Origin of the sequence: Pseudomonas caspiana, from assembly GCF_040224095.2 — a bacterium.
Lineage (GTDB): Bacteria > Pseudomonadota > Gammaproteobacteria > Pseudomonadales > Pseudomonadaceae > Aquipseudomonas > Aquipseudomonas caspiana.
Genome location: NZ_CP167995.1, coordinates 2,419,893 through 2,445,927 on the forward strand (window position 1 = coordinate 2,419,893; position 26,035 = coordinate 2,445,927).

At 57.5% G+C, this 26,035-nt stretch carries 21 protein-coding genes; 14 read left to right on the forward strand and 7 right to left on the reverse strand.

Features of this window, described 5'->3' with window-relative positions; all coding sequences use genetic code 11:
• The first annotated feature begins 60 nt into the window (after positions 1-60).
• Positions 61-399 carry a DUF2790 domain-containing protein gene (locus ABRP31_RS11100; protein WP_349970688.1) on the forward strand — a complete coding sequence of 113 codons (339 nt, stop codon included), beginning with the start codon at positions 61-63 and terminating at the stop codon, positions 397-399.
• A gap of 77 nt (positions 400-476) precedes the next feature.
• On the opposite strand, the gene ABRP31_RS11105 is transcribed toward ABRP31_RS11100, so the two are convergent.
• Entirely contained in the window at positions 477-1,418 is a 942-nt protein-coding gene (locus tag ABRP31_RS11105; protein ID WP_349970689.1) for a LysR family transcriptional regulator, read from the reverse strand.
• Positions 1,419-1,575: 157 nt separating this feature from the next.
• Between ABRP31_RS11105 and ABRP31_RS11110 the strand changes: the two genes are divergently transcribed.
• The gene (locus tag ABRP31_RS11110) at positions 1,576-2,901 is read left to right on the forward strand and encodes an MFS transporter (RefSeq protein ID WP_349970690.1); all 1,326 of its coding nucleotides are present in this window, start codon (positions 1,576-1,578) and stop codon (positions 2,899-2,901) included.
• Positions 2,902-2,931: 30 nt separating this feature from the next.
• Complete coding sequence (locus tag ABRP31_RS11115) at positions 2,932-3,972, forward strand: histone deacetylase family protein (protein WP_349970691.1); 1,041 nt, start codon at positions 2,932-2,934, stop codon at positions 3,970-3,972.
• Between the two features lie 116 nt (positions 3,973-4,088).
• On the opposite strand, the gene ABRP31_RS11120 is transcribed toward ABRP31_RS11115, so the two are convergent.
• On the reverse strand, positions 4,089-5,519 hold the full coding sequence (locus ABRP31_RS11120; RefSeq protein ID WP_349970692.1) for a mechanosensitive ion channel family protein: 1,431 nt from the start codon (positions 5,517-5,519) through the stop codon (positions 4,089-4,091).
• Positions 5,520-5,633: 114 nt separating this feature from the next.
• Between ABRP31_RS11120 and ABRP31_RS11125 the strand changes: the two genes are divergently transcribed.
• The 3 genes from ABRP31_RS11125 to ABRP31_RS11135 all read left to right on the forward strand — a co-directional run bounded on the left by ABRP31_RS11125 (position 5,634) and on the right by ABRP31_RS11135 (position 8,685).
• Positions 5,634-6,539, forward strand: coding sequence for a LysR family transcriptional regulator (locus ABRP31_RS11125; protein ID WP_349970693.1), 906 nt, complete (start codon positions 5,634-5,636; stop codon positions 6,537-6,539).
• A gap of 154 nt (positions 6,540-6,693) precedes the next feature.
• Positions 6,694-7,686 (forward strand): MBL fold metallo-hydrolase, encoded by a 993-nt coding sequence (locus ABRP31_RS11130; RefSeq protein ID WP_349970694.1) that lies wholly within the window; start codon positions 6,694-6,696, stop codon positions 7,684-7,686.
• Between the two features lie 129 nt (positions 7,687-7,815).
• Complete coding sequence (locus ABRP31_RS11135; RefSeq protein ID WP_087268151.1) at positions 7,816-8,685, forward strand: AraC family transcriptional regulator; 870 nt, start codon at positions 7,816-7,818, stop codon at positions 8,683-8,685.
• Positions 8,686-8,868: 183 nt separating this feature from the next.
• Here ABRP31_RS11135 and ABRP31_RS11140 read toward each other — a convergent pair whose 3' ends face one another.
• Entirely contained in the window at positions 8,869-10,068 is a 1,200-nt protein-coding gene (locus tag ABRP31_RS11140; RefSeq protein WP_349970695.1) for an MFS transporter, read from the reverse strand.
• Positions 10,069-10,229: 161 nt separating this feature from the next.
• Positions 10,230-11,135 carry a LysR family transcriptional regulator gene (locus ABRP31_RS11145; RefSeq protein ID WP_349970696.1) on the reverse strand — a complete coding sequence of 302 codons (906 nt, stop codon included), beginning with the start codon at positions 11,133-11,135 and terminating at the stop codon, positions 10,230-10,232.
• Between the two features lie 424 nt (positions 11,136-11,559).
• Between ABRP31_RS11145 and ABRP31_RS11150 the strand changes: the two genes are divergently transcribed.
• The 4 genes from ABRP31_RS11150 to ABRP31_RS11165 are packed head-to-tail and all read left to right on the forward strand — an operon-like array spanning position 11,560 to position 19,813.
• Positions 11,560-13,125, forward strand: a complete 1,566-nt coding sequence (locus ABRP31_RS11150; protein WP_349970697.1) for a winged helix-turn-helix domain-containing protein — start codon at positions 11,560-11,562, stop codon at positions 13,123-13,125.
• 24 nt (positions 13,126-13,149) lie between these two features.
• A complete protein-coding gene (locus ABRP31_RS11155; RefSeq protein ID WP_349970698.1) occupies positions 13,150-13,764 on the forward strand; it encodes a response regulator in 615 nt (204 codons plus the stop codon).
• A 55-nt stretch (positions 13,765-13,819) separates the two neighbouring features.
• Positions 13,820-14,224 (forward strand): response regulator, encoded by a 405-nt coding sequence (locus tag ABRP31_RS11160; RefSeq protein ID WP_349970699.1) that lies wholly within the window; start codon positions 13,820-13,822, stop codon positions 14,222-14,224.
• Positions 14,225-14,233: 9 nt separating this feature from the next.
• Positions 14,234-19,813, forward strand: coding sequence for an AAA family ATPase (locus tag ABRP31_RS11165; protein WP_349970700.1), 5,580 nt, complete (start codon positions 14,234-14,236; stop codon positions 19,811-19,813).
• Between the two features lie 114 nt (positions 19,814-19,927).
• Here ABRP31_RS11165 and ABRP31_RS11170 read toward each other — a convergent pair whose 3' ends face one another.
• The gene (locus tag ABRP31_RS11170; protein ID WP_349970701.1) at positions 19,928-20,749 is read right to left on the reverse strand and encodes an alpha/beta hydrolase; all 822 of its coding nucleotides are present in this window, start codon (positions 20,747-20,749) and stop codon (positions 19,928-19,930) included.
• A gap of 235 nt (positions 20,750-20,984) precedes the next feature.
• On the opposite strand from ABRP31_RS11170, the gene ABRP31_RS11175 reads away from it, so the two are divergent.
• A complete protein-coding gene (locus ABRP31_RS11175; RefSeq protein ID WP_349970702.1) occupies positions 20,985-21,671 on the forward strand; it encodes an AraC family transcriptional regulator in 687 nt (228 codons plus the stop codon).
• On the opposite strand, the gene ABRP31_RS11180 is transcribed toward ABRP31_RS11175, so the two are convergent.
• On the reverse strand, positions 21,672-22,991 hold the full coding sequence (locus ABRP31_RS11180; protein WP_372489374.1) for an OprD family porin: 1,320 nt from the start codon (positions 22,989-22,991) through the stop codon (positions 21,672-21,674).
• An 84-nt stretch (positions 22,992-23,075) separates the two neighbouring features.
• The gene (locus ABRP31_RS11185) at positions 23,076-23,414 is read right to left on the reverse strand and encodes a hypothetical protein (protein ID WP_372489375.1); all 339 of its coding nucleotides are present in this window, start codon (positions 23,412-23,414) and stop codon (positions 23,076-23,078) included.
• Between the two features lie 248 nt (positions 23,415-23,662).
• Here ABRP31_RS11185 and ABRP31_RS11190 point away from each other — a divergent pair, with 248 nt between their 5' ends.
• From ABRP31_RS11190 to ABRP31_RS11200, 3 genes are all read left to right on the forward strand, one after another.
• A complete protein-coding gene (locus ABRP31_RS11190; protein WP_087268171.1) occupies positions 23,663-24,580 on the forward strand; it encodes a LysR substrate-binding domain-containing protein in 918 nt (305 codons plus the stop codon).
• A gap of 328 nt (positions 24,581-24,908) precedes the next feature.
• Positions 24,909-25,340: a DoxX family protein gene (locus tag ABRP31_RS11195; protein ID WP_349970703.1), complete on the forward strand. Its 432-nt coding sequence runs from the start codon at positions 24,909-24,911 to the stop codon at positions 25,338-25,340.
• Positions 25,333-25,962 (forward strand): antibiotic biosynthesis monooxygenase, encoded by a 630-nt coding sequence (locus tag ABRP31_RS11200; RefSeq protein ID WP_087268177.1) that lies wholly within the window; start codon positions 25,333-25,335, stop codon positions 25,960-25,962. Before ABRP31_RS11195 ends, ABRP31_RS11200 begins: the two co-directional genes overlap by 8 nt.
• The last annotated feature ends 73 nt before the right edge of the window (positions 25,963-26,035 follow it).

Here is a 26,035-nt window from a genome sequence, read left to right on the forward strand (position 1 = left end):
ACGCCGTTGTTAGCCGTCTACGGTTAATGTTCAATCACCCCATAAACCGAGACGGAAAAAATGCAAATCGCTAAATACCCTAAATTCTTGTTACTCAGCCTTGCTTTGCTTGCTCCTATGGCTTCCTATGCTTCCAGCGGGCACGACCCGATGGCTGCAAAGATTATCAAGGCGCATGAAGAATTTGTGAGAAGTTATGCCGTGGAGAATAATCAGGCGTCGCCAGGTATTATCAAGTATCAATATGGGATGAAACTGGATATTAAAAAAGTCATCCGTGTATCTTCAGTGTCTACAGCGTGCGGCGTCAACCCGCGGTTGATGACTTACGAAGACTCCAAAGGCACGTTGAATACAGTCAAATATCAAGCGCTGAATGAGTGTCGGAATAAGAGCTGATTAAAAGTTTCCTGTTTAAGCTTCTTGTTTAAGTTACCTGTTAAACGCGGCTGGATTAATCATGAGGACAGAAAGCTTCACGTGTCTTCCAGCCGCGCTGCCAACCCTTCGATAAATACGGTTTCAGCCCGACTCATGCGCTGTTCGCGGTTCCACAGCAAGTGAATATCAACATCAGCAACGCCCTCCAAAGGCGGTACTCGCCACAACAGGCCCTGTTCCACGTCGTCGACGACGACATGCTCGGGCAGGCATCCCAGACCAATCCCCGCAATGACCAGGCGCCTGATTTCTTCGAGGCTTGAAGAGGAGGCCACAATTCTTCCGCTGAACCCTTGCTGATCACGAAAAATAGTCAGGGGCGAAAGCATGCCGCCGATTTGATCACTGGTGAAACTGACAAAGTTTTCTGACTGCAAATCGCTCTGACTGAGGTCGGTACGGCCGTACAGCGGATGATTTCGGCCGCAGAAAAATACATAGCGCTGACGCTGAAACAGACGTTGCTCCAGTCTGGGTTGGGGGCGGCGATTGAGACTCAAGCCCAGAGTGGCGGTTTTCTCCAGCAGGGCGCTGACGATGTCGGAGCTGCGCATCACGTCCACTTCCAGATCTACCCGTGGATGCTGACGGTGGAACTCTGTGAGGAAGTTATCGAAGTTGCTCGATACGATGCGGCTGATCATCAACAAGCGCACTTTGCCAATCACTTCGTCACCCGGCATCTGCAAGGTGTTGCTGACTTGTGAGACCTGACCATAGATCTCACCGGCCAGAGCGAAGATTTTCACTCCGGCTTCGGTCAGGTCAAAACGTGGCCCGCGACGGGCGATGAGCTGACAACCCAGTTGTTCTTCCAGACGCTTGAGGGCCTGACTGACTGCCGGTTGGGTCAGGTGCATTCTGGCTGCGGCGCGGCTGATGCTCAGTTCCTGGCCGATGACCCGGAAGGTGCGTAGCAGGTTCCAGTCCAGGCGATCATTGAGCAAGGGAGAGATATCGCGAGAAGAGTCGGTCACGGCCACCTCACTATAATTGCGGCTTATAGTTCGAATAATAAATAGAAATTTGACTGATTATGCCTTGTAGGCAAAAAATCAGTCCAGAGTCGCCAACAGAGCGGCCTCAGCAAGATCATTTCCTCCTGCCAAAAAAACTAACCAATGGAGTTGATTCATGAAGCCTTCCGCTTCTGCGCAGCCACGCCGGGCTGCTGCCGCTGCGTTCATCGGTACGATGATCGAGTGGTACGACTTTTATATTTATGCCACCGCCGCCGCACTGGTATTCGGTCAGCTTTTTTTCCCCTCCGAAGATAAATTGTTCAGCACCATGGCCGCCTTCGGCACCTTCGCTGTGGGCTTCTTCGCCCGACCACTGGGCGGCATCGTCTTTGGTCACATCGGCGACCGTATCGGCCGCAAGAAATCGCTGGTTATCACGTTGGTGATGATGGGCGTGGTCACGGTCTGCATCGGCTTGCTGCCGACTTATGCGCAAATCGGCGCAGCGGCACCGGTGTTGCTGATCCTGTTGCGTGTTGTGCAAGGCATTGCGGTCGGCGGCGAGTGGGGCGGCGCAGTCCTGATGGCGGGTGAACATGCGCCCAAAGGCCGACGTAATTTCTTTGCCTCCTTTGCGCAGTTGGGTAGCCCGGCAGGTTTGATCCTGTCTTTACTGGCGTTCAGCGCGGTAACGCGTCTGCCCGAAGAAGACTTGATGAGCTGGGGCTGGCGTCTGCCGTTTCTGGCCAGCGCTGCGCTATTGATCGTCGGTTTGGCCATTCGCCTGGGCGTCAATGAATCGCCAGAGTTCCTCAATGACAAGGAGCAAGCGCGTCTGGATGTCGCCAAGTCTGGTCGTAAAGCACAGGCCCCGGTGTTTGAGGTGCTCAAGACCTCATGGCGACCGTTGTTGCTCTGCATCGGCGCAAACACGCTGGGCATCGCCGGTGTGTATTTCACCAACACCTTCATGATTGCTTACAGCACTCAGCAGTTGGGCCTGCCACGGTCGCTGATTCTGGAGTGTCTGTTCGTGGTGGCGATCATCCAGTTCTGCATTCAGCCAGTCGCGGCATGGGTTGCGGAAAAAGTCGGTGCAACGCGTTTCCTGTGTGGCGTGACGATTCTTGCGATGGCATCGCCGTACCCGATGTTTATCCTGGTCAGCAGTGGTCAGGCGCCCTTGATCATTCTCGGGATCGCCCTGGCGGTGGTCTGCATGGCGTCGTTTTACGCGGTAATCGCTGGTTACGTCAGCGGTATGTTTGAAACACGGGTTCGCTACACCGCGATCTCCCTGGCCTATCAAGTATGTGGCGCGCTGGCCGGCGGTCTTACCCCGTTGATTGGTACCTGGCTGGCGCATTCCTACCCCGGTCAATGGTGGCCGATGGCAGTTTTCTACAGCCTGATTGCGGGTACCTCGCTGATCTGTGTATTGGCACTCGCCAAGCGACATGCCACGGCGTTCGAACTGGAAACTGCTCGCCAAGCCTGATTGGCGCGACCTACTGAATGAGGAACACCCATGCTCAGTTTTTTTCATCCGGAACAGCTTCTGCACTTTCCAAAAACTTACTACTCCCGTGGGCAAATGCGCACGCCCCAAGAGGTCCCGCAGCGCGCTCAGAATCTGCTGCAAGCGGTTCAGGGCCTGGCGTTTGATATTCAGCAACCGGCTGATTTCGGCCTCGATCCTTTGCTGGCGGTCCACAGCGATGCTTATCTGACATTCCTGAAAGGCGCGCACACGGAATGGAAGAAGATGCCCGAGGATTGGGGCGATGAAGTGATGTCGAATATCTTCGTCCGTGAGCCCAATGCCTTGCGCGGAATTCTTGCTCAGGCTGCACGTTATCTGGCCGACGGCAGTTGCCCGGTGGGCGAGAACACCTGGCGTTCTGCGTACTGGTCTGCGCAAAGCGCAGTGGCGGCCGCTAAAGCCGTGCTCGACGGTGAGCCCGCAGCGTATGCGCTGTGCCGTCCGCCAGGCCATCACGCGCGCAAAGAAGCTGCAGGCGGATTTTGCTACATCAACAGTGCTGCAGTGGCGGCGCAGGTTTTACGCGATGGCTTTGAGCGTGTCGCGGTACTGGACACTGACATGCACCATGGTCAGGGGATTCAGGAAATCTTTTACGACCGCGATGATGTGCTGTACGTCTCCATTCATGGCGATCCGGAAAACTTCTATCCGGGCGTTGCCGGGTTTGATGACGAGCAGGGCGCTGGCGCCGGGGTTGGTTACAACGTGAATTTCCCGATGCCCCATGCTTCGCCTGAATCGGTGTTCATGGACAAACTCGAGCAGGCGCTGCAAGCCGTCAAATCCTTTGATGCGCAGGTATTGGTGTTGTCCCTCGGGTTCGATATTTACGAGCATGATCCACAAAGCCAGGTGGCCGTGACCCGTGAAGGTTTCGCGAAACTCGGTGAGCGGATTCGCAGCCTGGGCTTGCCGTGCGTGATCGTGCAGGAAGGCGGTTATCACCTGGAAACTCTGGTCAGTAATGCCCATGCGTTTTTTGATGGGCCGCAGGTCTGGAGGGATGCCGTGATCAAAGCCTGAAAACCGGGTCAATAATATTTCTGTAGGAGCTGCCGAAGGCTGCGATGGCGGTGTGTCAGGGCGAATGTTTCGCAGCCTTCGGCAGCTCCTACAGAATGCACAGGACAACTAACACTTCAGCGCTTCTGCAACCACCCCAGAAAACTGCCTTTTTTGATCGCCGCCGGTTTCTCGGTCAGCAATGACTGGCTGCTGTGTTGACGTACAGCCTGGAGTTTTTTCAGGGCGTTTTTGATCTGGCCTTCCAGCTCCATGGTTTCCCGGGCGACCGTCTTGTCGATGCGGTACACCACACACGAGGTCAGGGCGGTGAAGCGGGCTTCGGACGGGGTGTCATTGAGGATGCTCTGTTCGCCCATGACTTCACTGGGCCCCATGCGTCCGGCCTCGATGAACGTCTTGCCGTCAGACACCTCGGCAGACACCACGCCAGTGGCGATCACCAGCAGGCTGTCCGTCACTTCGTCCGCCTCAATGATCACTTGCCCTGCGGCGTATTCCTTGGCTGTCATGCTTTGTGCCAGATGGTTTTTCTCTTCGGTATTCAGCGCGCGGAACACTTTGACTTCATCCAGTAACGTACGGGCACGAGAGACCGGCTCCGCCAGCACGTCCGACTGCCAGGCAATACCTGCTGCTTCGAGGTGGCGATAGGCGAGGTCGAACAGCAGGTTACGGACCTCGCTTTTCTTGTCCAGGTCTTTGATGAACCCCGTGACGGTGTACTCGATGGTGGTCGGGCTGGCTTCCTTGACAACGGCGCGGGCTTTGGGGAACGGCAGTAAAGCGCTGCTGCCTTGCAGGGCGCGGTCCAGCGCATCCAGCACGCGGCGCGGGCGAATGTGTGGCGAGACCATGATGTTGATCGATACGCCGAACATGTCTTTGGGGCGACTCAGGTTGACGATCTTGGCTTTGGCGGCCACCGAGTTGGGGATGACCGCCGTGCTGCCCGTGCCCGTCAGCAAGTGGGTGGCACGCCAGTCGATATCGACGACCTTGCCTTCAACGCCGTCGATGTTGATCGAATCATCGACCTGATAAGGCTTGGTGGTGTTGAGGATGATCCCCGAGAACACATCGCTCAGCGTGCTTTGCAGCGCCAGACCGACCACGATAGCCATCGCTCCGGAGGTCGCCAGCAGACCTTTGACGGGCAACTGCATGACATAACCGGCGGCGGCCACGATAGCGATGAGAAAGATCACCGCACCAATGACTTCCTGCAGCAGACGACCGCTGTGGCCGATGCGGCGCATCAGCAGAACACCGATGATTTCGGTCAGGGTCCGCGCGGCAAGAATCCACCAGATGATTTCCAGCGCAGTGGCAGCCAGATGCCGTGCGCTGTCGTCCTCCCATGGCGCGCTGTCCAGCGGGCTGAGGCCTGCGCTGATAATCACCACGCTGTAGACCAGGAATAACGCCAGCCGAACCGCAACTCGCTGCAGGCGATACTGATACGGCACCAGGTTCCAGCTGGCCAGATCAAGCAGGACCAGCAACATGCTGCAGATCAGCGGATAGCTTTGAATGAATGCGGGCATGGTCTGATCCTGGAAATAAATAAGCCAAGGGAAAAGCAGTGAGCGCAGATTAAGCGGATGCATTGGGCTGATAAAGCTGGTAGAAAGCGTTTGACTGTCAACCAGTGAGCGACAATGAACCCGTTCGAAGATATGCGCATATTTACCCAGGTCATGGAATCCGGCAGTTTTACGGCTGCCGCCGACCAATTGGGACTGTCCAAGCAATTTATCAGTCGTCGCCTGATGCAACTTGAAGAGCGTCTCGGCGTGCGCTTGCTCAACCGCTCGACTCGTCGTTTGGATGTCACGCCGCTGGGGCAGGCGTACTACGAATCAGCGTTGCGTCTGGTAGCGGATCTCGAGCAGGCGGAGCAGAGCATAGCCGGACAAAACACTCAACCGCGAGGCACTATTCGTCTGACTGCGCCGCTGTCTTTTGCCATTGAACATTTGGGACCGTTGCTGCCGATGTTCCTGCAGCGCTACCCGGAAGTGTCGGTGGAAGTGGACCTGAGCGACCGCTCGGTGGACTTGCTCGGGGAAGGTTACGATCTGGCGCTGCGTATCGGCGTGCTGGAGGATTCGACCCTGATCGCCCGCCACATTGCTACGATCGAGCGGGTGTTCTGCTGCAGCCCCGATTATCTCGAACGGCGCGGCGCACCTGCCGAGCCCGAAGATCTCAAGGACCATGATTGTCTGCCTTACGGCCACAGCCGTCAGGTGCAGTGGCGCTTTGAGCGTAATGGCAAACCTCTGACCGTCAGCCTCTGCGGTCGTATGCGGGCCAACAACGGTGAGCTATTGCGTGATGCTGCGATTGGCGGTCTGGGTATCACTTATCTGCCGCTGTTCATCGTCGGTGCTGCGTTGAAGGAGGGGCGTCTGGTCCGTGTTCTGAACGAGTTCCGCACGCCGTCGCTGGCCTTGTCAGCGGTCTACCCGCAACACCGTCAGGGCGCACGCCCGGTGCAGGCGTTGATCGAGTTCCTCAAGGAAAATCTGGTTCAGTGTCCGTCGCTGGTATCGCCTGACTGAACAAGCACAAGGGTGCAATTCAAGACATCTCAAGCCCGGCATCATCCGGGCTATAGGTAGGAGTCGCCGAAGGCTGCGAAGGGGTTATTTCAGGAAAATAGCCATCGCAGTCTTCGGCAGCTCCTACAAGGGATATTTGCCTTGAGGAACGCCCATGAGCTTGTCTATCTCACCGATGTTGCGCAGCCTGACTTTAGGTCTCGTACTGTTTTCCGGCGTTGCCAGCGCTGAGGTTCCGGCGCAGCAGAAAACCCAGGTGCCGGGCTATCAGCGTCTGGCAGTCGGTGATTACGAAGTCACCGCGCTGTTTGATGGCTACAACGATTTGTCCCCTGATTTGCTCAAGGGCCTGAGTCCGGGTCAGATCCGCGCGCTGCTGGCGCGTCGGGCAATCGAGACGCCTGGCGTACAGACCGCGTTCAACGCCTTCCTGATCAATACCGGCAAGCATCTGATCCTCGTCGACACCGGCGCGGGCGCCTGCATCGGCGAGACTGCGGGTTTTCTATCGGAGAACATCAAGGCGTCCGGGTATAACCCCGCCGATGTGGACACCATCCTGCTGACGCACCTGCATCTGGATCATGTCTGCGGTCTGGTCGATGTTCAGAAAAAACCGGTCTTCGCCAACGCCACGGTTTACGCCTCCAGGCCCGAAGCCGATTACTGGCTGGATCCGACGGCCATCAGCAGGGCACCGGAAAGCGCCCGGGAATTCTTCAGGATCCCTCAGGAGTCCATCGCGCCGTACCTTGCATCGGGCCGTTTCAAGACCTTCAAACCGGGGGATTCGCCAGTACCTGAAGTGAAAACCGCACTGGAAGCAGGCCATACGCCGGGCAGTACGACTTACCTGTTCAGCTCGCAAGGCCAGAGCATCGTGTTCATGGGCGATCTTGTTCACGACCTGGCCGTGCAGTTTGATCACCCGGAAGTTTCGATCAGCTTTGATGTGAATGCCAAAGAGGCAATTGCGAGCCGTGATCAGGTGTTCAGCATGGTGGCCAAACAGAAAATCTGGGCGGCGGCTGCACACTTGCCATTCCCGGGTATCGGTCACATCAATGCGCTGGACAAGCGTTTTGAGTGGGTGCCGGTGGAATACGGCCCCTACCAGCGTGCAGCCCACGTCCCGCTGCTGAAATAAACGGTCCGTTTTAACTCTTCTGCCCGCGACCGGTCTGAGCGATCAAGCTTCAGGTCGGTCGCGGATTTTTTTTGCTTTGCGGATAGGGTAGGGTGGCGAATCGACCCGCCATGAGCCGAAGGAGTCATCTTGAGCGTCCCTGCAATCGCCCACTTGCACAGCGAAAAGTTCTCCGCCACGCGGGTGGTGGACGCCTGCCCGGACCCCGAAAAAATCATCGACATCCCCTGTCTCGATGCGTTCTCGATCATCGTCCAGCTAGAGGATTTCGCCGAACATCGCCTGTGGCGCGGCCGGCGTTTGAGTTATGCCGGTGGTTACCGACAGGGCAGCGTTTCCTTGCCATTCATGGGCGATGAACTGCGCTGCCAGCACCGTGCGTCCTATGACAACCTGCGCTTCAATATTCCTCGGCAGACGTTCGACGATTACCAGCGTGAGAACGGCGGCAGGATTATCAGCGGTTTCCGCTATGAACAGGGCGCTCAGGATCAGGTGCTGTATCACCTGGCCCAGGCGATGTTGCCTGCGTTGCGAAATCCTGCTGCTGCCAATCAGTTGTTCATCGACCACATTCTGTTAGCGATGTGCGCGCATTCAATCAGCCATTACGGACGTATTGCTTCCACGGCTGGCAAGTTCACCACCACCCTGACTCCGCTTCAGGAGCGCCTGGCCAAGGAGATGATTGCCAGCAACCTGGGGAGCGATTTATCGGTCGAGCGAATCGCGCAAGAGTGCTCGCTGAGTCGCAGCCACTTTTCCCGCGCATTCAAACAGGCCACGGGGGTCGCGCCACATACCTGGTTGTTGCAGATGCGTGTGGAAAAGGCCAAAGAGTTGTTGAAGGCCCAGCCCGGGTTGTCACTGGTCCACATCGCTGATGCTTGCGGCTTCTCAGACCAACCGCACCTGACCCGAGTGTTCACTCGGTTGGTCGGCGCGACGCCTAGCGCATGGCGGGCCGCTCAGCGGGGTACGGTGATTGTTTTGGGTTGAAGGGAGATAAGGCATCTGCGCTAAACATCTGTAGGAGTGAGCTTGCTCGCGATAAGCAATAACGCGGTATGGCTACTGGCTGCGTCTCATGTATCGCGGGCAAGCCCGGCTCCCACGGGTTTGGTGTAGGCTCGCGATTGGCGCATCAATTGCGGGCAAACATAGAATCATCCAGCCCGGGAATTAATGCTTCCCTCGGCCACTTACCAGAAATACCGCCAGCGCAATCAACGGCAAACCTGCACCCAGCAGCACAACACCCTGCCAGCCATTCTGCTCATACAGGCTACTGGCCAATGCCGAGCCGATGGCGCCACCGACGAAAATACTGGTCATGTACAACGCGTTCAGACGACCGCGACTGGCCGGGTCAAGGGCATACACGGCGCGCTGGCCCAGAACCATATTCATCTGTACTGCGAAGTCGAGCAGCACGCCGGTAATGGCCAGGCCTATGACGCTATAGCCTGGCTGACTCAGACCAACAAGAAACGCCGCCGGTGCCAGCGTCATAGCGATCAACGAGGCGCGCTGGGTATGCCCGGCATCGGCCAGACGCCCGGCTATCGGCGCGGCGATCGCACCAATGGCACCCACCAGCGCGAACAGCGCGATCTGGGTTTGCGACAGGCCGAACTCACGCGAAAGCTCAATCGGCACCGCTGTCCAGAACAGGCTGAATGCCGCAAACAGCAGGCCCTGGTAAAGCGCCCGATGACGCAACACCGAATACTTGCGCAGCAAGGTCAGCAATGAGCCAAGCAGTTGCGTGTAAGACGCTTTGTGATCAGGCACGCGTTTGGGGATGGTCAGCGCCAGCACCACAATGATCGCCAGCATCACCACCGAGGCAGCCATGAATACAGCGCGCCAGCCGAAATGGTCAGCGATCAGGCTGGACAGCGGGCGTGCCAGCAAGATACCCAGCAGCAGGCCGCCCATGATGTTGCCGACGACCTGGCCACGGGTTTCTTCCGGTGCCAGATGCGCGGCCAGCGGCACCAGCATCTGCACTGAAACCGAGCTGAAGCCAATCAACAGGGAAACCATCAGGAATGCGTTGGCGTGTTCGCTGAAAGCGGCGGCCAGCAGGCTGGCGGTTGCCACGATTGCAGTGCAGATCATCAGCTTTCGATTTTCCAGCAGGTCCGCCAGAGGCACCAGAAACAGTAGTCCCAGGGCGTAGCCGATCTGGGTCAGCGAGACGATCAGGCTGGCGCTGTGTGCCGACAGGCCAACGTCGGGGGCGATCAGTTCGACGATGGGCTGGGCGTAGTAGATGTTGGCCACGATGGCGCCGCAGCAAAAAGCGAACAGCAGCACCAGGCCGCGAGTCAGGGTGTGTTTAGGCGTTTGAGCGGATGACGCTGCCAAGGGATTCATAATGGTTAACTCATGTTCAGTCTGGATAGGGTAAGTCCGTAGCGAAAGGCTTGCGGATCGGCATGGCTGCCACCTTAAGCGAGCCGTTGACTGACGAGAATCGGTCGCCAGCGCAACGCAGCGTTGCGCAAAATGCTCGGCGGTTGTTCATTTCAGAATATTCATTGCGTTGTGCCGAGGAGTTCGGCGAGGAACTCGATAAAGGTATTGACCCGTCTGGAGCCGCGATGATTGGGTAAATACAGCGCATTGATGGCTGAGCTGGCGCGATCCGGGTTGATTTCGTAGTCGCTGAGTACACGGGCCAGCGTGCCTTTTGCGACGTCCGTGCTCACCAGCCAGTCAGCGAGTAAAGCCACTCCGGCACCTGCCAGCGCCGCTTTGCGCAGAACATCGGCATTACTGCTTTTCAGGCGGCCCTTCACCTCGACCTGTTGTGTGTCGCCGGCATGTACAAAAGTCCAGACCTGACGATGGCCGGCGTAACTGAAGCGCAGGCAGCAATGCTGGAGGAGGTCGTCGGGTTCGACGGGGCGGCCGTGCTCCGCCAGGTATTCCGGACTTGCCACCACCCAGCGACTGAATTCGCCCACCTTGCGGCACACCAGCTCATCGTTGGGGGCGGCTGCGCCGAGGCGAATCGCTACGTCATAACGCCCGCCAAGCAAGTCGTCCAGCTCATCGCTAAGGTCGATGTCCAGTTCCAGATGGGGATGGCGGGCGAGAAAACGGCCCAACTGCGGCGCTATCAGGCGTCGTCCAAACTCCACCGGTACACAGACTCGCAACTGTCCCACCGGCTCGTCGCCGCGATCCATGATCTGCGCGTCGGCTTCGGCTACATCCTCAAGGATTTTGCGAGCTTTCTGATAATAACTGACGCCCGCCTCGGTCAAAGTGACCTGTCGCGTCGAGCGATTCAGCAGCGCCGCGCCAAGTTCTGCCTCCAGTGCACCGATCATTCTGGTGACCGATGATGTCGCGAGGTCGAGTTTGCGAGCAGCAGCGGAAAAGCCTTTGGCATCCACGGACTCGACGAACATTTTCAGTGCTAACAACTTGTCCATCGACACTCCAGCGGAAATCGGCAGCCAACTCTGTAGGCGCTGTCGAAGGCGCGGTGGCGGTATCAGAATGAATGCTTCGCAGCCTTCGGCGTCCGCTACAGAAATAGCACGCCAGATCGGACGGTTGAATTTTGTCTGACGGGAGCACCAAAGTACAAGTTCTACAGCTTGCACAACCGCATGCTTTATAGCGCAAAGCTACTATGAACGAGCACAACATCAAAGTTCAACCCATACACTTGTATGATTGTGCTTAGTCGCAACTAAAGTTTATTGATTTAGTTCGCTGACTATCCTTATAGATAGTATCGGCGGATTGAATTAGCTGCTTACATACGCTGAGCCGCCAGTGATAAATCCGTTTTGATCGCGATTGATCACTGCGCCGGATACTTACCGCCCCCGACGGACAGCGTGAATAAAAATGATCAGTCTCGGCCAAGTCAGCGTCTCTCTTGAATTAAGAGAAGTGTTCAGAAACGGCGTACCGCTGCGGGTGGGCACCCGCGCGTTCGACATTCTGGAGCTGTTGATTTCCTGTCCGGGGCGACTGGTCAGCAAGGACGAGATTCTTCAGCGGGTCTGGCCAGATACCGTGGTTGAAGAAAACAACCTGCAGGTGCACGTTTCTGCGCTGCGCAAGGCATTGAGCGAAGACCGTGATCTCATCCGGACCATACCAGGCCGTGGTTACATGCTGGTAGGCGGCGAGGATGATTCAGTGTCTGCATCTGCGCCCGATCATGTGGATGCAATCTCAGGCAGCGGCTTTGACAGCGCAATGCTGCGTAAAAATGACTTGCCCAATAACGTCGCGTTGATCGGGCGCGAAAAGGCGTTGGAAGAAGTCTGCGAGGCCTTGCTGGGGGATTCATTGGTGAGCCTCGTCGGTTCAGGGGGGATCGGCAAGACGTCCCTCGCCGTTGCGGTTGCCCATCACTTGTCGATGACTGACAGCCTGCACGTCTGTTTCGTGCCGTTGGCGCAGGTCGTCAGCCCTGAGCGTATTGTCGAGTCCCTGGCGTTTGCGCTGGATCTGTTGGTTTTACCGGGGCAGTCGATCATGGCGGCCATTGTCGAGCGCCTGGATCAGCAGAACCGCCTGGTTATCCTGGATAATTGCGAGCACCTGATCGATGCGGTAGCTGCGGTCAGCGAGCATTTGCTGCGCAGTTGCCCTTCGTTGCGTATCCTCGTCACCAGTCGTGAGCCATTGCGTATTGGCGGCGAACGCACGCTCAGCGTAGCACCGCTGGACATCCCCGGGCTGGACGCGGGTCGTGAAGTCATCCTGCAGAGCAGTTCAGCACAATTGTTCATGACGCGTCTGCGGGCGCTGGACTCGTTTTTTCCGGCGGAACGCCTTGAGACGCTGGACGAGCAGAGTGTGGCGTTGATCGCGCAGGTCTGTCGTCAGCTGGATGGCATTCCGCTTGCGCTGGAGATGGCCGCTGCGCGGGCCGCAACTCTGGGCTTGTTCGAGTTAGTGCAAAGTCTGCAGCAGAGTCCGCATTTATTGTCCGGTGGTCTGCGAAGTGCCCCGGATCGGCATCAGTCACTGGTGGCATCCCTGGAGTGGAGCTATCGTTTGCTGAGTCCGGAAGAGCGTGCGGTGCTGGAGCGTCTGGCTCAGTTGGAGGGGCGTTTTACCCTTGCGCAGGCCTGTGAAATGGCGCAAACGCCGGTGTTGCCTAAGGGGCGAGTGATGGATTGTATCGTCAGCCTGGCGCAGAAATCCCTCATGACGGTTGTGGCGCAGGGGCCATTCCGGTTCTATCGACTGTTGAACGCAACCCGAAGCTGGCTTGTGGACGCGGTTGCCAGGCTGTCGAGTGACAATGCTCCACAGCAGAACATTCTGCGCGGTAATGAAAGGTTAGAGGGGGCGGTGTCAATGCCATCGGTAGCGACCTTGCGAGCGCCCCGCATCCAGTACGAGTCAGACTATTTTCATTTCAATCACCAAAGAGTTCTGGCGACAAGCCAATAGCACCAGGTTTCGGAATATCTGTATATGAGCGCAACACCCAAGGTTTATGTAGTCGACGATGAGTGCACGATTCGCACGTCTCTGGCTCGCCTGCTGCATTCTGCCGACATCGATAGCGAGTGTTTTGCCAGCGCCCAGGAGTTTCTTCAGCAAAGTTTTGAGGATCAACCGACGTGCCTGCTGCTGGACGTCAATCTTGCGGCTTCCAGCGGCTTTGATGTGCAGGAAGAGCTGCTGCGCCGGGGGCATCGTTTCCCGATTATTTTCATGACCGGCTTTGGCACCATCCCTATGTCGGTCAAGGCCATCAAGGCCGGAGCGCATGAGTTTTTAACCAAGCCCTTCGAACCGGACCATTTGTTGATGGTGGTGCGTCAGGCGCTTGAGCACGATGAAAACGAACTGGTCAGTCGGCTGCACGTCGAAAGTGTCAGGCGCCGGTTTGATACCCTGACGCCGCGCGAGCGGGAAGTAATGACCTTATTGGTAACCGGCAAAATGAACAAACAGATTGCCAGTGATCTGGGCACCAGCGAGATCACTGTGAAAGTTCATAAACGACACATTATGACGAAGATGAAAGCGCGAACCTTGATTGATCTGGTCAAGATGCGAGAGCAATTAAGTCTGGTGAGTTGATAGAAAACAGCACAATTATACATAGGGTCAGTCGCGCTCTTTTTATTGTGGGCGTATGCTCGGCTTCTATTACTTTTACTGTCATGAAGTTGAGCTTATGATCCTCATTTGCGTTGTTGATGACGACGCTTCCGTACGAAATGGTCTTGGCAATCTTCTCAAGTCTTTGGGGTATTCCTCTGTGGGCTTTGCGTCGGGCGAAGAGTTTCTCGCTTCTTCGGCAACTGAAGAAGCAGACTGCGTATTGCTCGATCTGATGATGAAAGGCATGCAGGGGCTGGAGGTTCTTCAGCATTTGAAAGCCGCAGGCATTCGCGTGGCGGTGTTCTGCATGTCAGCTCAGGATGATGAGGGGACCATCCGTCGAACACTCGACGCCGGCGCTTTGGGTTTTTTGCGTAAACCGTTCTCCGAGGAGGCGTTGCTCGATTCGATAAAGCAGGCACTTGAACGCCAGTAAAGGTCCTTTATGAGTAGCATCCGAGCAGAGCCGATTACCGGCATCGGGGTGAGCGTTGACGCCCGGGCCGAAGGCTACACGCCTGAATGGCTGGCGCTTTTGTCCTGGGACTTGCTCTTTGTCGACGGCGGGACTGACCGTTATCGCGTCCATGTGCAGGGCTGCTATCGGCAGTGGCTGGTTTTTCGCGCCTCGGTTCGGCATAGGGAAAGCAGCAAACGGCGTATTGAACATGAATATGCCCTGGCCCCTCGGCTCGATTCAGCGTGGGCGCTGGTCCCGCAAGCTCTCTTGCATACCACCGAAGGTCCCTTATTGGTGTGTGACGATCCCGGCGGGCAGGCTTTGCACGAGCTTGCTGACGGAAGACTTTCTATCGATCGATTCCTGCGCCTTGCGCTGAGTGCGGCTCGTGCACTTGGGCAAGCTCATGACAGTGGCTTGCTGCATCGGGATATCAAACCCAGCAACCTGATCCAGGCTGCGGATGGCGTTGTCCGTCTGACGGGGTTTGGTTCAAGTATCGAACTGCTTTGCGGTATCCCGGCAACGCCTGATGACTCCATCTGCGGGACGCTGGCGTATATGCCACCCGAGCAGGCCGGTCGTACGGGCCAGCAAGCTGATCAGCGCAGCGATTTGTACGCTTTGGGCATGACGTTTTATGAGCTGTTGACTGGCAGGTTGCCATTCGAGGCAAGCGACGCTGTCGAGTGGGTGTATTGCCATGTCGCCCGCCAGCCGCCGTCACCTCGCCAGTTCCGGGATTCGATCCCCGTACCCTTGGCTCAGTTGATCCTGCAACTGATCGCCAAGAATCCTGCGGATCGTTATCAGACCGCCTGCAGCCTCGAGGCGGATTTGCGTAAATGTCTGGCCCAGTGGAGTGAGTTCCAGCATATATCGGCATTCGAGCCGGCAGGTCGTGATCATCAGCATGTGGGCAGTGAGCCGCAAGTGTTGCTGACGCGACCGGTCGAGCATCAGGCGCTGCATGCCGCATTTGCTCGGGTGGCGGAGACCGGGCAATGTGAGTTGGTGCTGCTGTCAGGCCAGCCGGGAGTCGGCAAGTCGACGCTGGTTCGTCAGTTGCAGCAGGATCTGGCGCTCAGTCGGGTGCTGTTTGCGTCTGGTAAATTCGACCAGACGGCGCATAACAGTCCCTACGCATCACTGGCGCAAGCGCTGCGTTCGCTGATCATGCGTGTGCTGGGAGAAACGGCGGAGGAGCTGCAACTGTGGCGCGACAGGCTGTCGCTGGCCGTAGCCGGGCATGGCCGCCTGATTGCCAATCTGGTGCCCGAGATCGAGTTTATCCTCGGCCCTCAGTCGGCAGGGCTTGATTTACCGGCCAATGAAACCAAGCATTTGTTCCATTATGTGCTGCAGCGCTTCCTGAGCAGCTTTGTCAGCGCCGAGCGGCCGCTGGTTCTGTTCTTCGATGACCTGCAATGGCTCGATGATGCAACCCTGTCATTCATTTCCTCCTTCAGTACCGGGCAGTACCGCAACATTCTGCTGATACTCGCTTACCGTGACAGCCATGCCGGTGACTCGGCCATGTTTGGCGATTTGATCAGCCTGCTGCGTCGCTCGCCTGCGAGGCTCACCGAGATCCATGTGGCGGCACTGAGTCTGGATGCGGTCGCGCAATGGGTGGCTTTGACCTTGCGCACCGAAGCGGTCCCGATCATGCCGCTGGCAGTGCTTATCCACGAAAAAACCGATGGCAATCCGTTTTTTGTCGGTCAGTTACTGCGCACCTGGCTGGATGAAGGGCTGATCGCCTTTGACCCTGCGGATAAACGGTGGAGCTGGAATCAGGAGCGCATTCGCGGCCACCGACATGCCGAAAACGTGATTGATCTGATGGTGGTGAGGATTGCTCGTCTTCCATTACAGACCCAACGCGTTCTCGGTCATATGGCCTGTATCGGGGCGAGCGTCGATCTGCGAACGCTGGGTCAGATAAGCCTTGGTGCTGAGCCGTTCCTGCGCACTCATCTGGCTCCCGCCGTGGAGGCCGGCCTGGTGATCGAGGATCATCAGGGGTTTGCGTTTTATCATGACCGGGTTCAGGAGTCGGCGTACGAGTTGACGCCGCTGGCTGACAGGCCCGCCGAACATGCGCGAATTGCTCGACTGTTGATCGCTGATTTAAGCGGCCGTGGACGTCCGGATCAGATTTTCCGGATTGCCGGTCATTTGCAGCGAACAGGGCTTGGGCAGATTGATTACGCCGAGCGACAGCTGTTCTGCGGTTTATTGGTACAGGCCGCCCAGCAGGCCATGGAGTCGGCGGCGATTCAGTCGGCACTCGGTTACCTCATGACGGCCAGATCGCTGACCCTCGATCAGCCCTGGCAGCAACACCCCGAGCTCAGTCGTGAGCTGGGTTTTGTTCATGCTCAATGCCTGATTCTCGATGGGCAGTTCGCACAGGCGGGTCATGTCATAGACGAGGTGCTTGCACATGTCCAATCGCATGTCTCTCGCGCTGCGGCCTATGGGCTGAAGGTTGAGCTGCAGGTGCTAGCCAGCAGTTATCAAGAGGCGGTCAGCACGGCAGGTGAGGGGCTGCGTATGTTCGGGATCCATATCCCGACGCAGATCGACGATCGGGAGGTCGAGCAGCGCTATCGTTTCCTGCTGGAAGTGCTGGGCCCCAGAACGATCGATTCCTTGGCTGAACTGCCTGAAATGCGTGACGCTTCCTATGAAGCGGCGATGGGGCTGATGGCGAGTATGGTCGCGTCGGCCTCGTTCATCGATGACGATCTGTTGTTTGTGCTGACCTGTGAAATGGTCCTGCTGTCGCTGGAGTACGGTGTCTGTCCGGCCGCGACCCATGGTCTGGGTTGGTTTGGCGTGGCGCTGGCGCACAAGTATGGCGAATACGAAGAGGGCGCGGCCTATGCCCGGTTGGCGCGCACGCTGGTGCAGCGTCACGGCTATGTCAGTTCAGAGAGTGCGACTCTGGTGGCTCTGGATCAGGTCTGTGTCTGGACGCAACCGCTGGAGCACGCACTGGAGTATGCGCGATCAGCCTTTGCCAGCAGTTACAACGCGGGCAATCTGACCATGAGTTGCTACGCCTCTTTGCACATCGTCATTAGCTTGTTGGTGATGGGCGAGTATCTGGAACGCGTTGAGGAAGAAATCGACAAGGGACTGGATTTTGCCGGGCGTGTTCGTTTTCGGGACGTCGAAGCGGCGCTGTTGACCCTACGCGGTTTGATCCATGCGTTGCGTGGCAGCAACCTGCCGGATAGCGACCGTTCGGGTGAGGGCGCCCGGCAGTTCCTGATCGGCAATCATGATGCCCGGGACAGTGCGATGACGCCTGTGGCGTTCTGGTGGTGGTTGTTTGAAGGCATCGCCAAGTACATGTATCGCGACTTTTCGGGCGCGGCGCAGTGTCTGGAGCATGCGGCGAGTCTCGCGTGGTCGACTCCGGCACATATTCATGTATTCGATCTGCATTTCTTCAGCTCGCTGAATCTGGCCGCGACGTGTCGCAAGGGTGAGGGGGCGGCTGAGGTGTTGCAGCGCATGGCCCCGCACATGGAAAAGCTCGAGCGCTGGGCTGAACTCAATCCGTATAACTTCAAGGCTAAAGCGTTGCTGGTCCGCGCCGAGGCGGCGCGTCTGCAAGGCGATGGTCTGGCCGCCATGGGGTTGTATGAAGAGGCGGTCACGTCCGCAGCCAATGGCGGTTTCGTCCATGTTCAGGCGCTGGCCCATGAGCTGGCAGGCGAACACCACCATATTTGCGGGCTGTTCACCTCTGCACGCAGTCACTACCGCAACGCCCGCGATTGTTATCAACGCTGGGGCGCACAAGGCAAGGTAGCCGGGCTTGAGGCCCGAGGCGGTATTCTTCGGGCCCACGCTTCCTTGTCGCGACCCTCGATCAGTATTTCCGTGGGCCAGGAGTCGCTGGATCTGGTGTCGGTTATGAAGGCGTCTCAGGCGCTGTCCGAGGAAATCGTACTGGATCGGCTGATAGGCATTTTGCTGACCAATACGATCGTTCATGCGGGTGCCCAGCAGGCCCTTTTGCTGCTCGTCGATGATGATGTGCCGCAGGTTCGGGCGGTGGGTAAAGTGCATGAGTCCGGTATTACCACCGACCTGTCGGTGACGCCGCCTTCGGCCTGGCATCTGCCACTGTCGCTGCTCTACACGGTAATCCGTACCCGGCAATTGATTGTGCTGGATAACGCCATGCAGCCTCATGTCTATGCCGGTGACGAGTACTTCCGTGATCGCTTGATACGCTCGGTGCTGTGCCTGCCGCTGGTCAAGCAGGGTGAGGTGATTGGCGTTCTGTATCTGGAAAACAATCTGGCGCCCGGGGTCTTCACGTCAAGCCGTACGGCGGTGCTTGAACTGCTCGCCGGGCAGGCAGCGATTTCGCTGGAAAACGCTCGCCTGTATGCCGAACTGACTGAAGAGAACGCGCGTCGCAAAGAGATCGAGGCGGCGTTGCGCACCAGCAAAGCAACCCTGGCATTGGGGCAACGCATCAGCCAATCCGGGAGTTTTCGCTGGGATCCGGACACCGACGAGTCGCAATGGTCCGACGAGTTGTTTGCCGTCTGGGGACTGCCGGTAACGACGGTTGCGCCTTCATTGCCGGTGCTGGAAAAGATGATTCATCCAGAGGACCTGCAAGCCTTCTCATCGATGCTGTCCCATGCCCTGCGTCACTCAAGCGCCTTTGGGCATACGTTTCGGATAATCAGGCCGAACGGCCTGATTCGTCATATCGAATTGCTTGGGGAGCCGGACGGCGATCAGTTTTTCGTCGGTGTCGTCAGTGATGTGACTGAGCGCAAAAACACCGAAACCGCATTGCGCACTGCCCGGGCCGAACTGGGAAGGGTGTCTCAGGCCAACATCATGGGTGAGCTGGCAGCCTCCATTGCGCATGAAATCAATCAGCCGCTGGCCTCGATTGTTTCCAACGCCAGCGCCAGTGTGCGCTGGTTAAACCGGGCAGTGCCCGTGGTAGACGAGGCGCTCGCGGGGCTGGACGACATCGTCAATGATGGCAAACGCGCAGCCGGAATCGTGCGTGCGCTGCAATCGCTGGCCAGACAGGCACCGCTCAATCGTGAACGGTTGTACATCAATGAAGTCATCCAGCGAGTGGTTTTGCTGACTGCCAGCGAGATCGAACAGCGTCAGGTATTACTTCACAAGAAAGTCCACGAGCCACAGTTGAGCGTGGAGGGTGATGCAGTGCAGTTGCAGCAGGTGATCCTGAATCTGATCATGAATGCTGTGGATGCGATGAGTGACCTGCATGACAGACCGCGTCGATTGGCGATCACGTGCGATACGGTGGCCGATGAGTACGTGGTGGTGAGTGTTCAGGACAATGGCTACGGGATTGATCCTGAACACATCGAGCGAGTGTTCGATGCGTTTTTCACGACCAAGGAAAAAGGCATGGGGATGGGGCTGGCGATTTGCAGGTCGATCATAGATGCGCATGGTGGAATGTTGCGGGCCTTTTCCGGACGATCGAGCGGGGCTGTTTTTGTGTTTACGTTGCCAGTGGTTGCTAGAGGGGAGCAGTGAGAACTTAGCGCCTGTATCGCGGGCAAGCACCGCTCCCACATGAGACTTCATTCCCGTGCCGGAGTCGAGCTTGCTCGCGATAGCGGCGGTGCGGTCATCAGATTCCTGTCTGATTCAACCCCGGGCGAACTCCAGCAGATCCTTGTTCAGCTCATCCTTGTGCGTGAAATACACCGCATGGGGTGCGCCCGGATAAACCTTGAGCTGCGCGCCGCTGACCAGTGCCGCAGCAGCCTTGCCCGTCACATCAAAATTCACTACGGCATCGCCGTCGCCATGGATGACCAGCGTCGGCACATCGAAGCGCGCCAGGTCTGAGCGGAAGTCTGTTTCCGAGAATGCCGCAATACAATCCAGCGTGCCTTTGATACCGGCCTGCAGTGCCATGAATTGAGTCCAGTCCAGCATCGGCTTGCCCACTGGCGAGCCTGGCTGATTACTGCCAGTGAAGATCGGACCAAATGCGTCAAGGAAGGCTGCCCGATCATTCAGTACACCTGCGCGAATGCCGTCGAAAATCGCCGGGTCCATACCTTCCGGGTGATCCTCGCGACGAATCATCAGCGGCGTTACTGCACTCACCAATACTGCTTTGGAGATATGTTTGCTGCCGTGACGACCGAGGTAGCGCGCAACTTCGCCACCGCCCATCGAGAAGCCCACCAGCATTACATCGGTCAGGTTCAACGAGGTGATCAGAGTTTGCAGATCGTCGGCGAAGGTGTCGTAGTCGTAACCTTTCCATGGCTGGCTGGACCTGCCAAAACCGCGACGGTCATGGGCGATGACCCGAAAGCCGTGGTCGGCAAGGAAGTTCATCTGGTATTCCCACATGTCAGCATTCAGAGGCCAGCCATGGCATAGAACGATGGGCTGACCGCTGCCCCAGTCCTTGTAGTAAATCTGGGTGCCGTCAGTCGTAGTAATCGTAGGCATGGTGTTCTCCACAGGGCTATACAAAGGTTTATAAGCTGAGCCTCCAGGTTAAGTGCCTTGGGCCCTCAAGTCCTTGGCGGTGCCTGAAGCGTTATTAAGCTGTCTGAGAAACGGCTGTTTTCTGCAAGAACCGTTAACCTGCGCTTCAGAACGTTTAATGTTTTGCAAAGGACTTTAAGGACCACTCTCACCAGACTCGATCCCTGCCATACACCTCTGAGCAGGAGAGTCTGTAATGAATGCGTTCAGCCCTTTGTCCGTACGTGATATCAATCAAGCCGCCGTTACTCAGGTGCCATCTTTCGATACGTTGTCGTGTGCCGTAGAAGAACTGATGAAGTCCCGGTCGCTTGATGGCGTCAGTGAAGCAAATCTGAAACTGCTCGAAAGCAGCGTTGCAACCCCCGGCATTGATCCTTTGGCCTATCAGTTGATCTGCTCGCTGTTGCCTGCCTTGCGCGACCGTCAGGCCAATCATGACGACTCCGTAGAGCGTGCGATGCTGGTGCTGTGCTCGCACCTGTCGACCCGCTTCGAGATGCCCAAGGCTGAGCCGAAGCCTTGCGAAAAAGTCGCCTTGTCGCCCTGGCAGGAACGCCGTGCCAAGGAAATGATGTCCAGCCATATGGATCGCGGGCTGTCTATTGCGCAGATCGCTACCGAGTGCTCCCTGTCGCGCAGCCATTTTTCTCGCGCATTCAAAAAGAACACCGGTTTTTCTCCGCGTGACTGGTTCCTGCAAGTCCGTCTGGACAAGGCCAAGGCGCTGTTGACCGAGTCCAGTGTTTCTATCTCGCGAATCAGCCTCGATTGTGGCTTTGCCGATCAATCGCATTTCACCCGCGTGTTTACTCGTGTCGTAGGCCAGACGCCGTTCAACTGGAGACGCTCCCGGTCCACCGAAGCTCGTCGTGCAGGCTGACTACTTGAGAAGGTCCAGCGGGTATTCGACGACCAGATACAACCGGTCGATATCGTCGCCAGCCTGCGCTGTATTGCCTCGATGAGAAACATGCGACACGTTTAGTGACAGGTCTTTGGCCGGGCCTGACTGCACAATGTATTTGAGGTCAATGTCGCGCTCCCAATGCCGACCACCCTTGCCCTGAATGGGCTGGTAGCGTCCTGTATCGCTGTCGAACGGGTTGTACGCTCCGTTTTGAGCCGCGTGAGTGCCATCGATCCGGTCACCGGTGACGTAGCGGGTCATGAATTTGAGTCCCGGTACTCCCAGCGTCATGAAATCCAGGTCGTATCGTGCTTGCCACGACTGCTCATGAGCACCGTTGAAGTCTGCGTACTTGATAGAGTTGGCCAGATAAACGGAGTCACCGCCGACAAAATCAAAAGGCGTATCGCCGTCGATTTTCTGCCAGGCGAGCGTAAGCGCCTGGCTGCCAAAGCGGTATTTCGCGGACAGGCTGTAGGCAGTGTTGTTGATCGAGCCAGCCTGGGCGCTGCCGTAGTCCAGGGTTCGATACAGATTGCTGTCCAGTAGCAGAGAACTGTCAGCCGAAAGCTGCTGATTCAGGTGCAGATTGCCGTAGTACTGACGCCATGTGTCGGACAGCTGCGACGCATAAACCGAGCCTCCCAAGGGCGCGTCGCCGGAAAGTTCGATACCCGCCAGGCTGATGCTGGCGTTGCGGGTGCTTGCACCGTAGCCATCAAAATCTTCATGGCTGCTGGAGGCGTTCTGGTTCTTGAATGCGGTGAAGTGCCCGGCGACCAGTCGAACGCCGTCGAGCTCCTGACTGTCGAGAAAAAATCCGCTGGCGTATTCCGGTTGCAGGCGTTTGTCGGCAGTGTCGAATACCGGTGTTTCGACTTCCATTTCACCGAACTTGAGAACGGTTTTCGAGTAGCGCAACTTGAGCGCAGCGCCTGCGCTGGAGTACTCATTGTCGGCGCGGCCCTGGCTGTCCAGCGGCAGCAGACCGGTACCTGCATGGCCGCGACCACCATCAAGTTTCAGGCCATAAAAAGCGTGAGCATCTATGCCGACGCCGACGTCTCCTTGAGTGAAGCCTGATTTCAGGTTGGCAATAAACCCCTGTGCCCATTCCTGGCGATAGCTTTGTCCGTTGTGGTCGGTGCGGTAGTCGTTGTGCAGGAAGAAATTACGCGACAGCAGGTTCAGGGTAGTGTCTTCGAGAAAACCCTGCTCTTGTGCGTTGGCATTCATTGCTTGCGAGGCACCGACAAGTGCCAGAGCGGCAGCCAGCGTGAGGCGGTTTTGCATAAGTCGGCCCTTCATCAGGAAAAACGTCAGGCTGACAGGTGAGGGCGGTGCGGGATTGATCAGGTGTGCGCAAACCATCGCCCATCATCGCGCGGCCTCGCGGCATTCACTGAACCTGTAGGAGCGCACGAGCACCGCGAGGCCGCGATGGCGGTTTATCAGACAGTTCACAATGGCGGCCTCGCGGCATTCACTGAACCTGTAGGAGCGCACGAGCACCGCGAGGCCGCGATGGCGGTTTATCAGACAGTTCACAATCGCGGCCTCGCGGCATTCACTGAACCTGTAGGAGCGCACGAGCACCGCGAGGCCGCGATGGCGGCGTATCAGACAGTTCACAATCGCGGCCTCGCGGCATTCACCGAACCTGTAGGAGCGCACGAGCACCGCGAGGCCGCGATGGCGGTGTATCAGACAGTTCACAATCGCGGCCTCGCAGCATTTCGCCGAACCTGTAGGAGCGCACGAGCACCGCGAGGCCGCGATGGCGGTGTATCAGACAGTTCACAATGGCGGCCTCGCAGTGCTCGTGCGCTCCTGGCGGATCAAGTGTTTGCTGCGCGAGGCAATCAACAGCACAAAAATACAAGGCAGCCCGTCAATAACAGTGCCTACTTGACCAGCAGACGCGCCTCCCTGCCTTTTCATTCCTTCAGTACCGGACCTACTCCATGAATCGCAATGACCTGCGCCGAGTCGATTTGAATTTGCTGGTGATCTTTGAGGCGCTGATGTTCGAGCGCAACCTGACCCGGGTCGCGGAAAAGCTGTTCATGGGGCAGCCCGCAGTCAGTGCTGCATTGTCTCGGCTGCGCGATCTGTTCGATGATCCACTGTTGTTACGCAACGGTCGCGGCATGGAGCCCACGGCGCGGGCACTGGATATCCTCAAGGAAATCCAGCCCGCGCTGGATACTATTTCCGGCGCGGTGAGCCGGGCCAAGGATTTCGACCCGTCGACCAGTTGTGATGTGTTCCGGATCGGCCTGTCTGATGACGCCGAGTTCGGCTTGCTGCCACCGTTGCTGCACCAGTTGCGTGAAGAAGCACCGGGTATCATCGTGGTGGTTCGCCGCGCCAACTATCTATTGATGCCAGCGCTGCTGGCTTCGGGAGAAATTTCAGTTGGCGTCAGCTACACCACGGACCTGCCAGCCAACGCCAAGCGCAAGAAGCTGCGTGATATCGACTGCAAGGTGTTGCGCGGCGACTCCCGACCTGGCGCGTTGACGCTCGACGAATACTGCGAGCGACCTCACGCGATGGTGTCATTCTCCGGCGATCTGTCCGGCAACATTGACATGGATCTGGCCAAAGTCGGGCGCACCCGCAAAGTCGTGCTGGGTGTGCCGCAGTTCAACGGTTTGCGTGCGTTGCTCGCGGGCACCGAACTGATCGCCACCGTGCCTGATTATGCTGCCTGTGCGCTGGTAGAAGGATGCGCCTTGCGTGCTGATGATCCGCCATTCCCGATTGTCCCGGCTGAGTTGTCGATGGTCTGGAGCGGGGTGCACGACAACGATCCCGCCGAGCGCTGGCTGCGCTCACGCATCAGCCAGCATATGTCCAAGACACCTGATGTGACTTGAGGCGTTTTTAGACCGCGCTGACTGCCGACAACTAGTGGGCGCTGAGCTTGCTCGCGATGAACGATGATGCCGTCTGCCTGAAACACTGCGGTGCCTGCATCGTCGGGATGCCGCGAAAACCAAGCGCTGCTCCCGTATGAGCGGCGCAAGTGGCGGGGTAGCCGATTACCGCCGCACCACCATCCAGCCGCGCTTTTGCGCACGACTGGACCAATAAAGCACAAGCATTCAATTATCATTTAGCTTTAACGTCGCACTATCAATTCCAGAGTTGGCCAGTACATGCAGACCCGCTGTCTTGGCCATTCCCAAATCTGGTTGGTGTGCGATGAATCCTTCGACAGCAGAAAACTTATCCCTTGAAAATCGGGCCCGCGACTTCGGTCTTCTGTTCCTCAGGCTGAGTGCCGCCGCTTTTCTACTGGTCGTTCATGGCCTGCCCAAACTGCTCGATTTCAACCATCAACTGACGCTTATCGAAGACCCGTTCCATATGGGGGCGCAGTTGACGCTGATTCTCGCGATCTTTGCCGAAGTCCTCTGCCCGCTGTTGATTGCGGCCGGGATCTTCGTGCGTCTTTCCTGCCTGCCGATTCTGTTCCTGCTGTTGGTGGCCCTGATTGTGGTTCACCCGGAATGGACACTGGAGCAGGGCCAGTTTGGCTGGCTGTTACTGATTATTTTTACCACCGTGTTCATCGCCGGGCCGGGACGGCTCGCGCTCAACGCACGTTTCAACGGAGCGGTACGTTATGTCTGATGCAAATTCTCTGGCCGATGAAGCGGTCGTGGTCAGCCAGCCGGCATTTAACGAGGTTGTGACGCTGGTGATCAAGCACCGCATCCGCGCCGGCCGGGAAGAGGATTACGAAGCCTGGCTGCGCCGTATTGTCAGCATCGCTGCCGGTTATCCAGGACATCTGGGCGTAGACGTGATCCGCAGCAAGTCCGGCGGCCTGCATTTGTTCACCTGCGTACTACGTTTTCACTCCACCGATGCCATGCAGCGCTGGCTGGATTCCGAAGAGCGCCGCCAGTTGGTTGAGCAGGCGGCTCCGATGCTGGCCGACGGCGACCAGACCGAGGTCAATCCACATAACGAATTCTGGTTCACGCCCGGTTCGGAGGCGTCCGCGCCGCAGCCACCACGCTGGAAGCAGGCATGTGTGACGTTCCTGGTGATCTGTCCGCTGACCCTGCTGATCCCGCTGATCTGGGGGCCGGTTTTCGCCCTGAGCCCGTTGCTTGCCAACTACGTTGTAAGCACCGCACTGGTCACCGTGACCATCGTTCTGTTGGTCTGCTATTTGATGATGCCCGCCGCAACCCGTTTGTTCGCACCGTGGCTGAACGCCGCGCAAAAACAACCTCCTGTGGAGTGATGCCATGAGCAACGACAAAGACCCCGATCAGGAACGCCGCCGTTTTCTGGCCAAAGGCACGTTGCTCAGTGCC

What these genes read in the sequence shown, in the direction of transcription:
- ABRP31_RS11145 (WP_349970696.1), bottom strand. Translation starts at nt 11,135, where the DNA reads ATGGACAAGTTGTTAGCACTGAAAATGTTCGTCGAGTCCGTGGATGCC.
- ABRP31_RS11170 (WP_349970701.1), bottom strand. Translation starts at nt 20,749, where the DNA reads ATGCCTACGATTACTACGACTGACGGCACCCAGATTTACTACAAGGAC.
- ABRP31_RS11190 (WP_087268171.1), top strand. Translation starts at nt 23,663, where the DNA reads ATGAATCGCAATGACCTGCGCCGAGTCGATTTGAATTTGCTGGTGATC.
- ABRP31_RS11110 (WP_349970690.1), top strand. Translation starts at nt 1,576, where the DNA reads ATGAAGCCTTCCGCTTCTGCGCAGCCACGCCGGGCTGCTGCCGCTGCG.
- ABRP31_RS11165 (WP_349970700.1), top strand. Translation starts at nt 14,234, where the DNA reads ATGAGTAGCATCCGAGCAGAGCCGATTACCGGCATCGGGGTGAGCGTT.
- ABRP31_RS11200 (WP_087268177.1), top strand. Translation starts at nt 25,333, where the DNA reads ATGTCTGATGCAAATTCTCTGGCCGATGAAGCGGTCGTGGTCAGCCAG.
- ABRP31_RS11100 (WP_349970688.1), top strand. Translation starts at nt 61, where the DNA reads ATGCAAATCGCTAAATACCCTAAATTCTTGTTACTCAGCCTTGCTTTG.
- ABRP31_RS11155 (WP_349970698.1), top strand. Translation starts at nt 13,150, where the DNA reads ATGAGCGCAACACCCAAGGTTTATGTAGTCGACGATGAGTGCACGATT.
- ABRP31_RS11130 (WP_349970694.1), top strand. Translation starts at nt 6,694, where the DNA reads ATGAGCTTGTCTATCTCACCGATGTTGCGCAGCCTGACTTTAGGTCTC.
- ABRP31_RS11150 (WP_349970697.1), top strand. Translation starts at nt 11,560, where the DNA reads ATGATCAGTCTCGGCCAAGTCAGCGTCTCTCTTGAATTAAGAGAAGTG.
- ABRP31_RS11140 (WP_349970695.1), bottom strand. Translation starts at nt 10,068, where the DNA reads ATGAATCCCTTGGCAGCGTCATCCGCTCAAACGCCTAAACACACCCTG.
- ABRP31_RS11120 (WP_349970692.1), bottom strand. Translation starts at nt 5,519, where the DNA reads ATGCCCGCATTCATTCAAAGCTATCCGCTGATCTGCAGCATGTTGCTG.
- ABRP31_RS11160 (WP_349970699.1), top strand. Translation starts at nt 13,820, where the DNA reads ATGCTCGGCTTCTATTACTTTTACTGTCATGAAGTTGAGCTTATGATC.
- ABRP31_RS11125 (WP_349970693.1), top strand. Translation starts at nt 5,634, where the DNA reads ATGAACCCGTTCGAAGATATGCGCATATTTACCCAGGTCATGGAATCC.
- ABRP31_RS11195 (WP_349970703.1), top strand. Translation starts at nt 24,909, where the DNA reads ATGAATCCTTCGACAGCAGAAAACTTATCCCTTGAAAATCGGGCCCGC.
- ABRP31_RS11180 (WP_372489374.1), bottom strand. Translation starts at nt 22,991, where the DNA reads ATGCAAAACCGCCTCACGCTGGCTGCCGCTCTGGCACTTGTCGGTGCC.
- ABRP31_RS11175 (WP_349970702.1), top strand. Translation starts at nt 20,985, where the DNA reads ATGAATGCGTTCAGCCCTTTGTCCGTACGTGATATCAATCAAGCCGCC.
- ABRP31_RS11115 (WP_349970691.1), top strand. Translation starts at nt 2,932, where the DNA reads ATGCTCAGTTTTTTTCATCCGGAACAGCTTCTGCACTTTCCAAAAACT.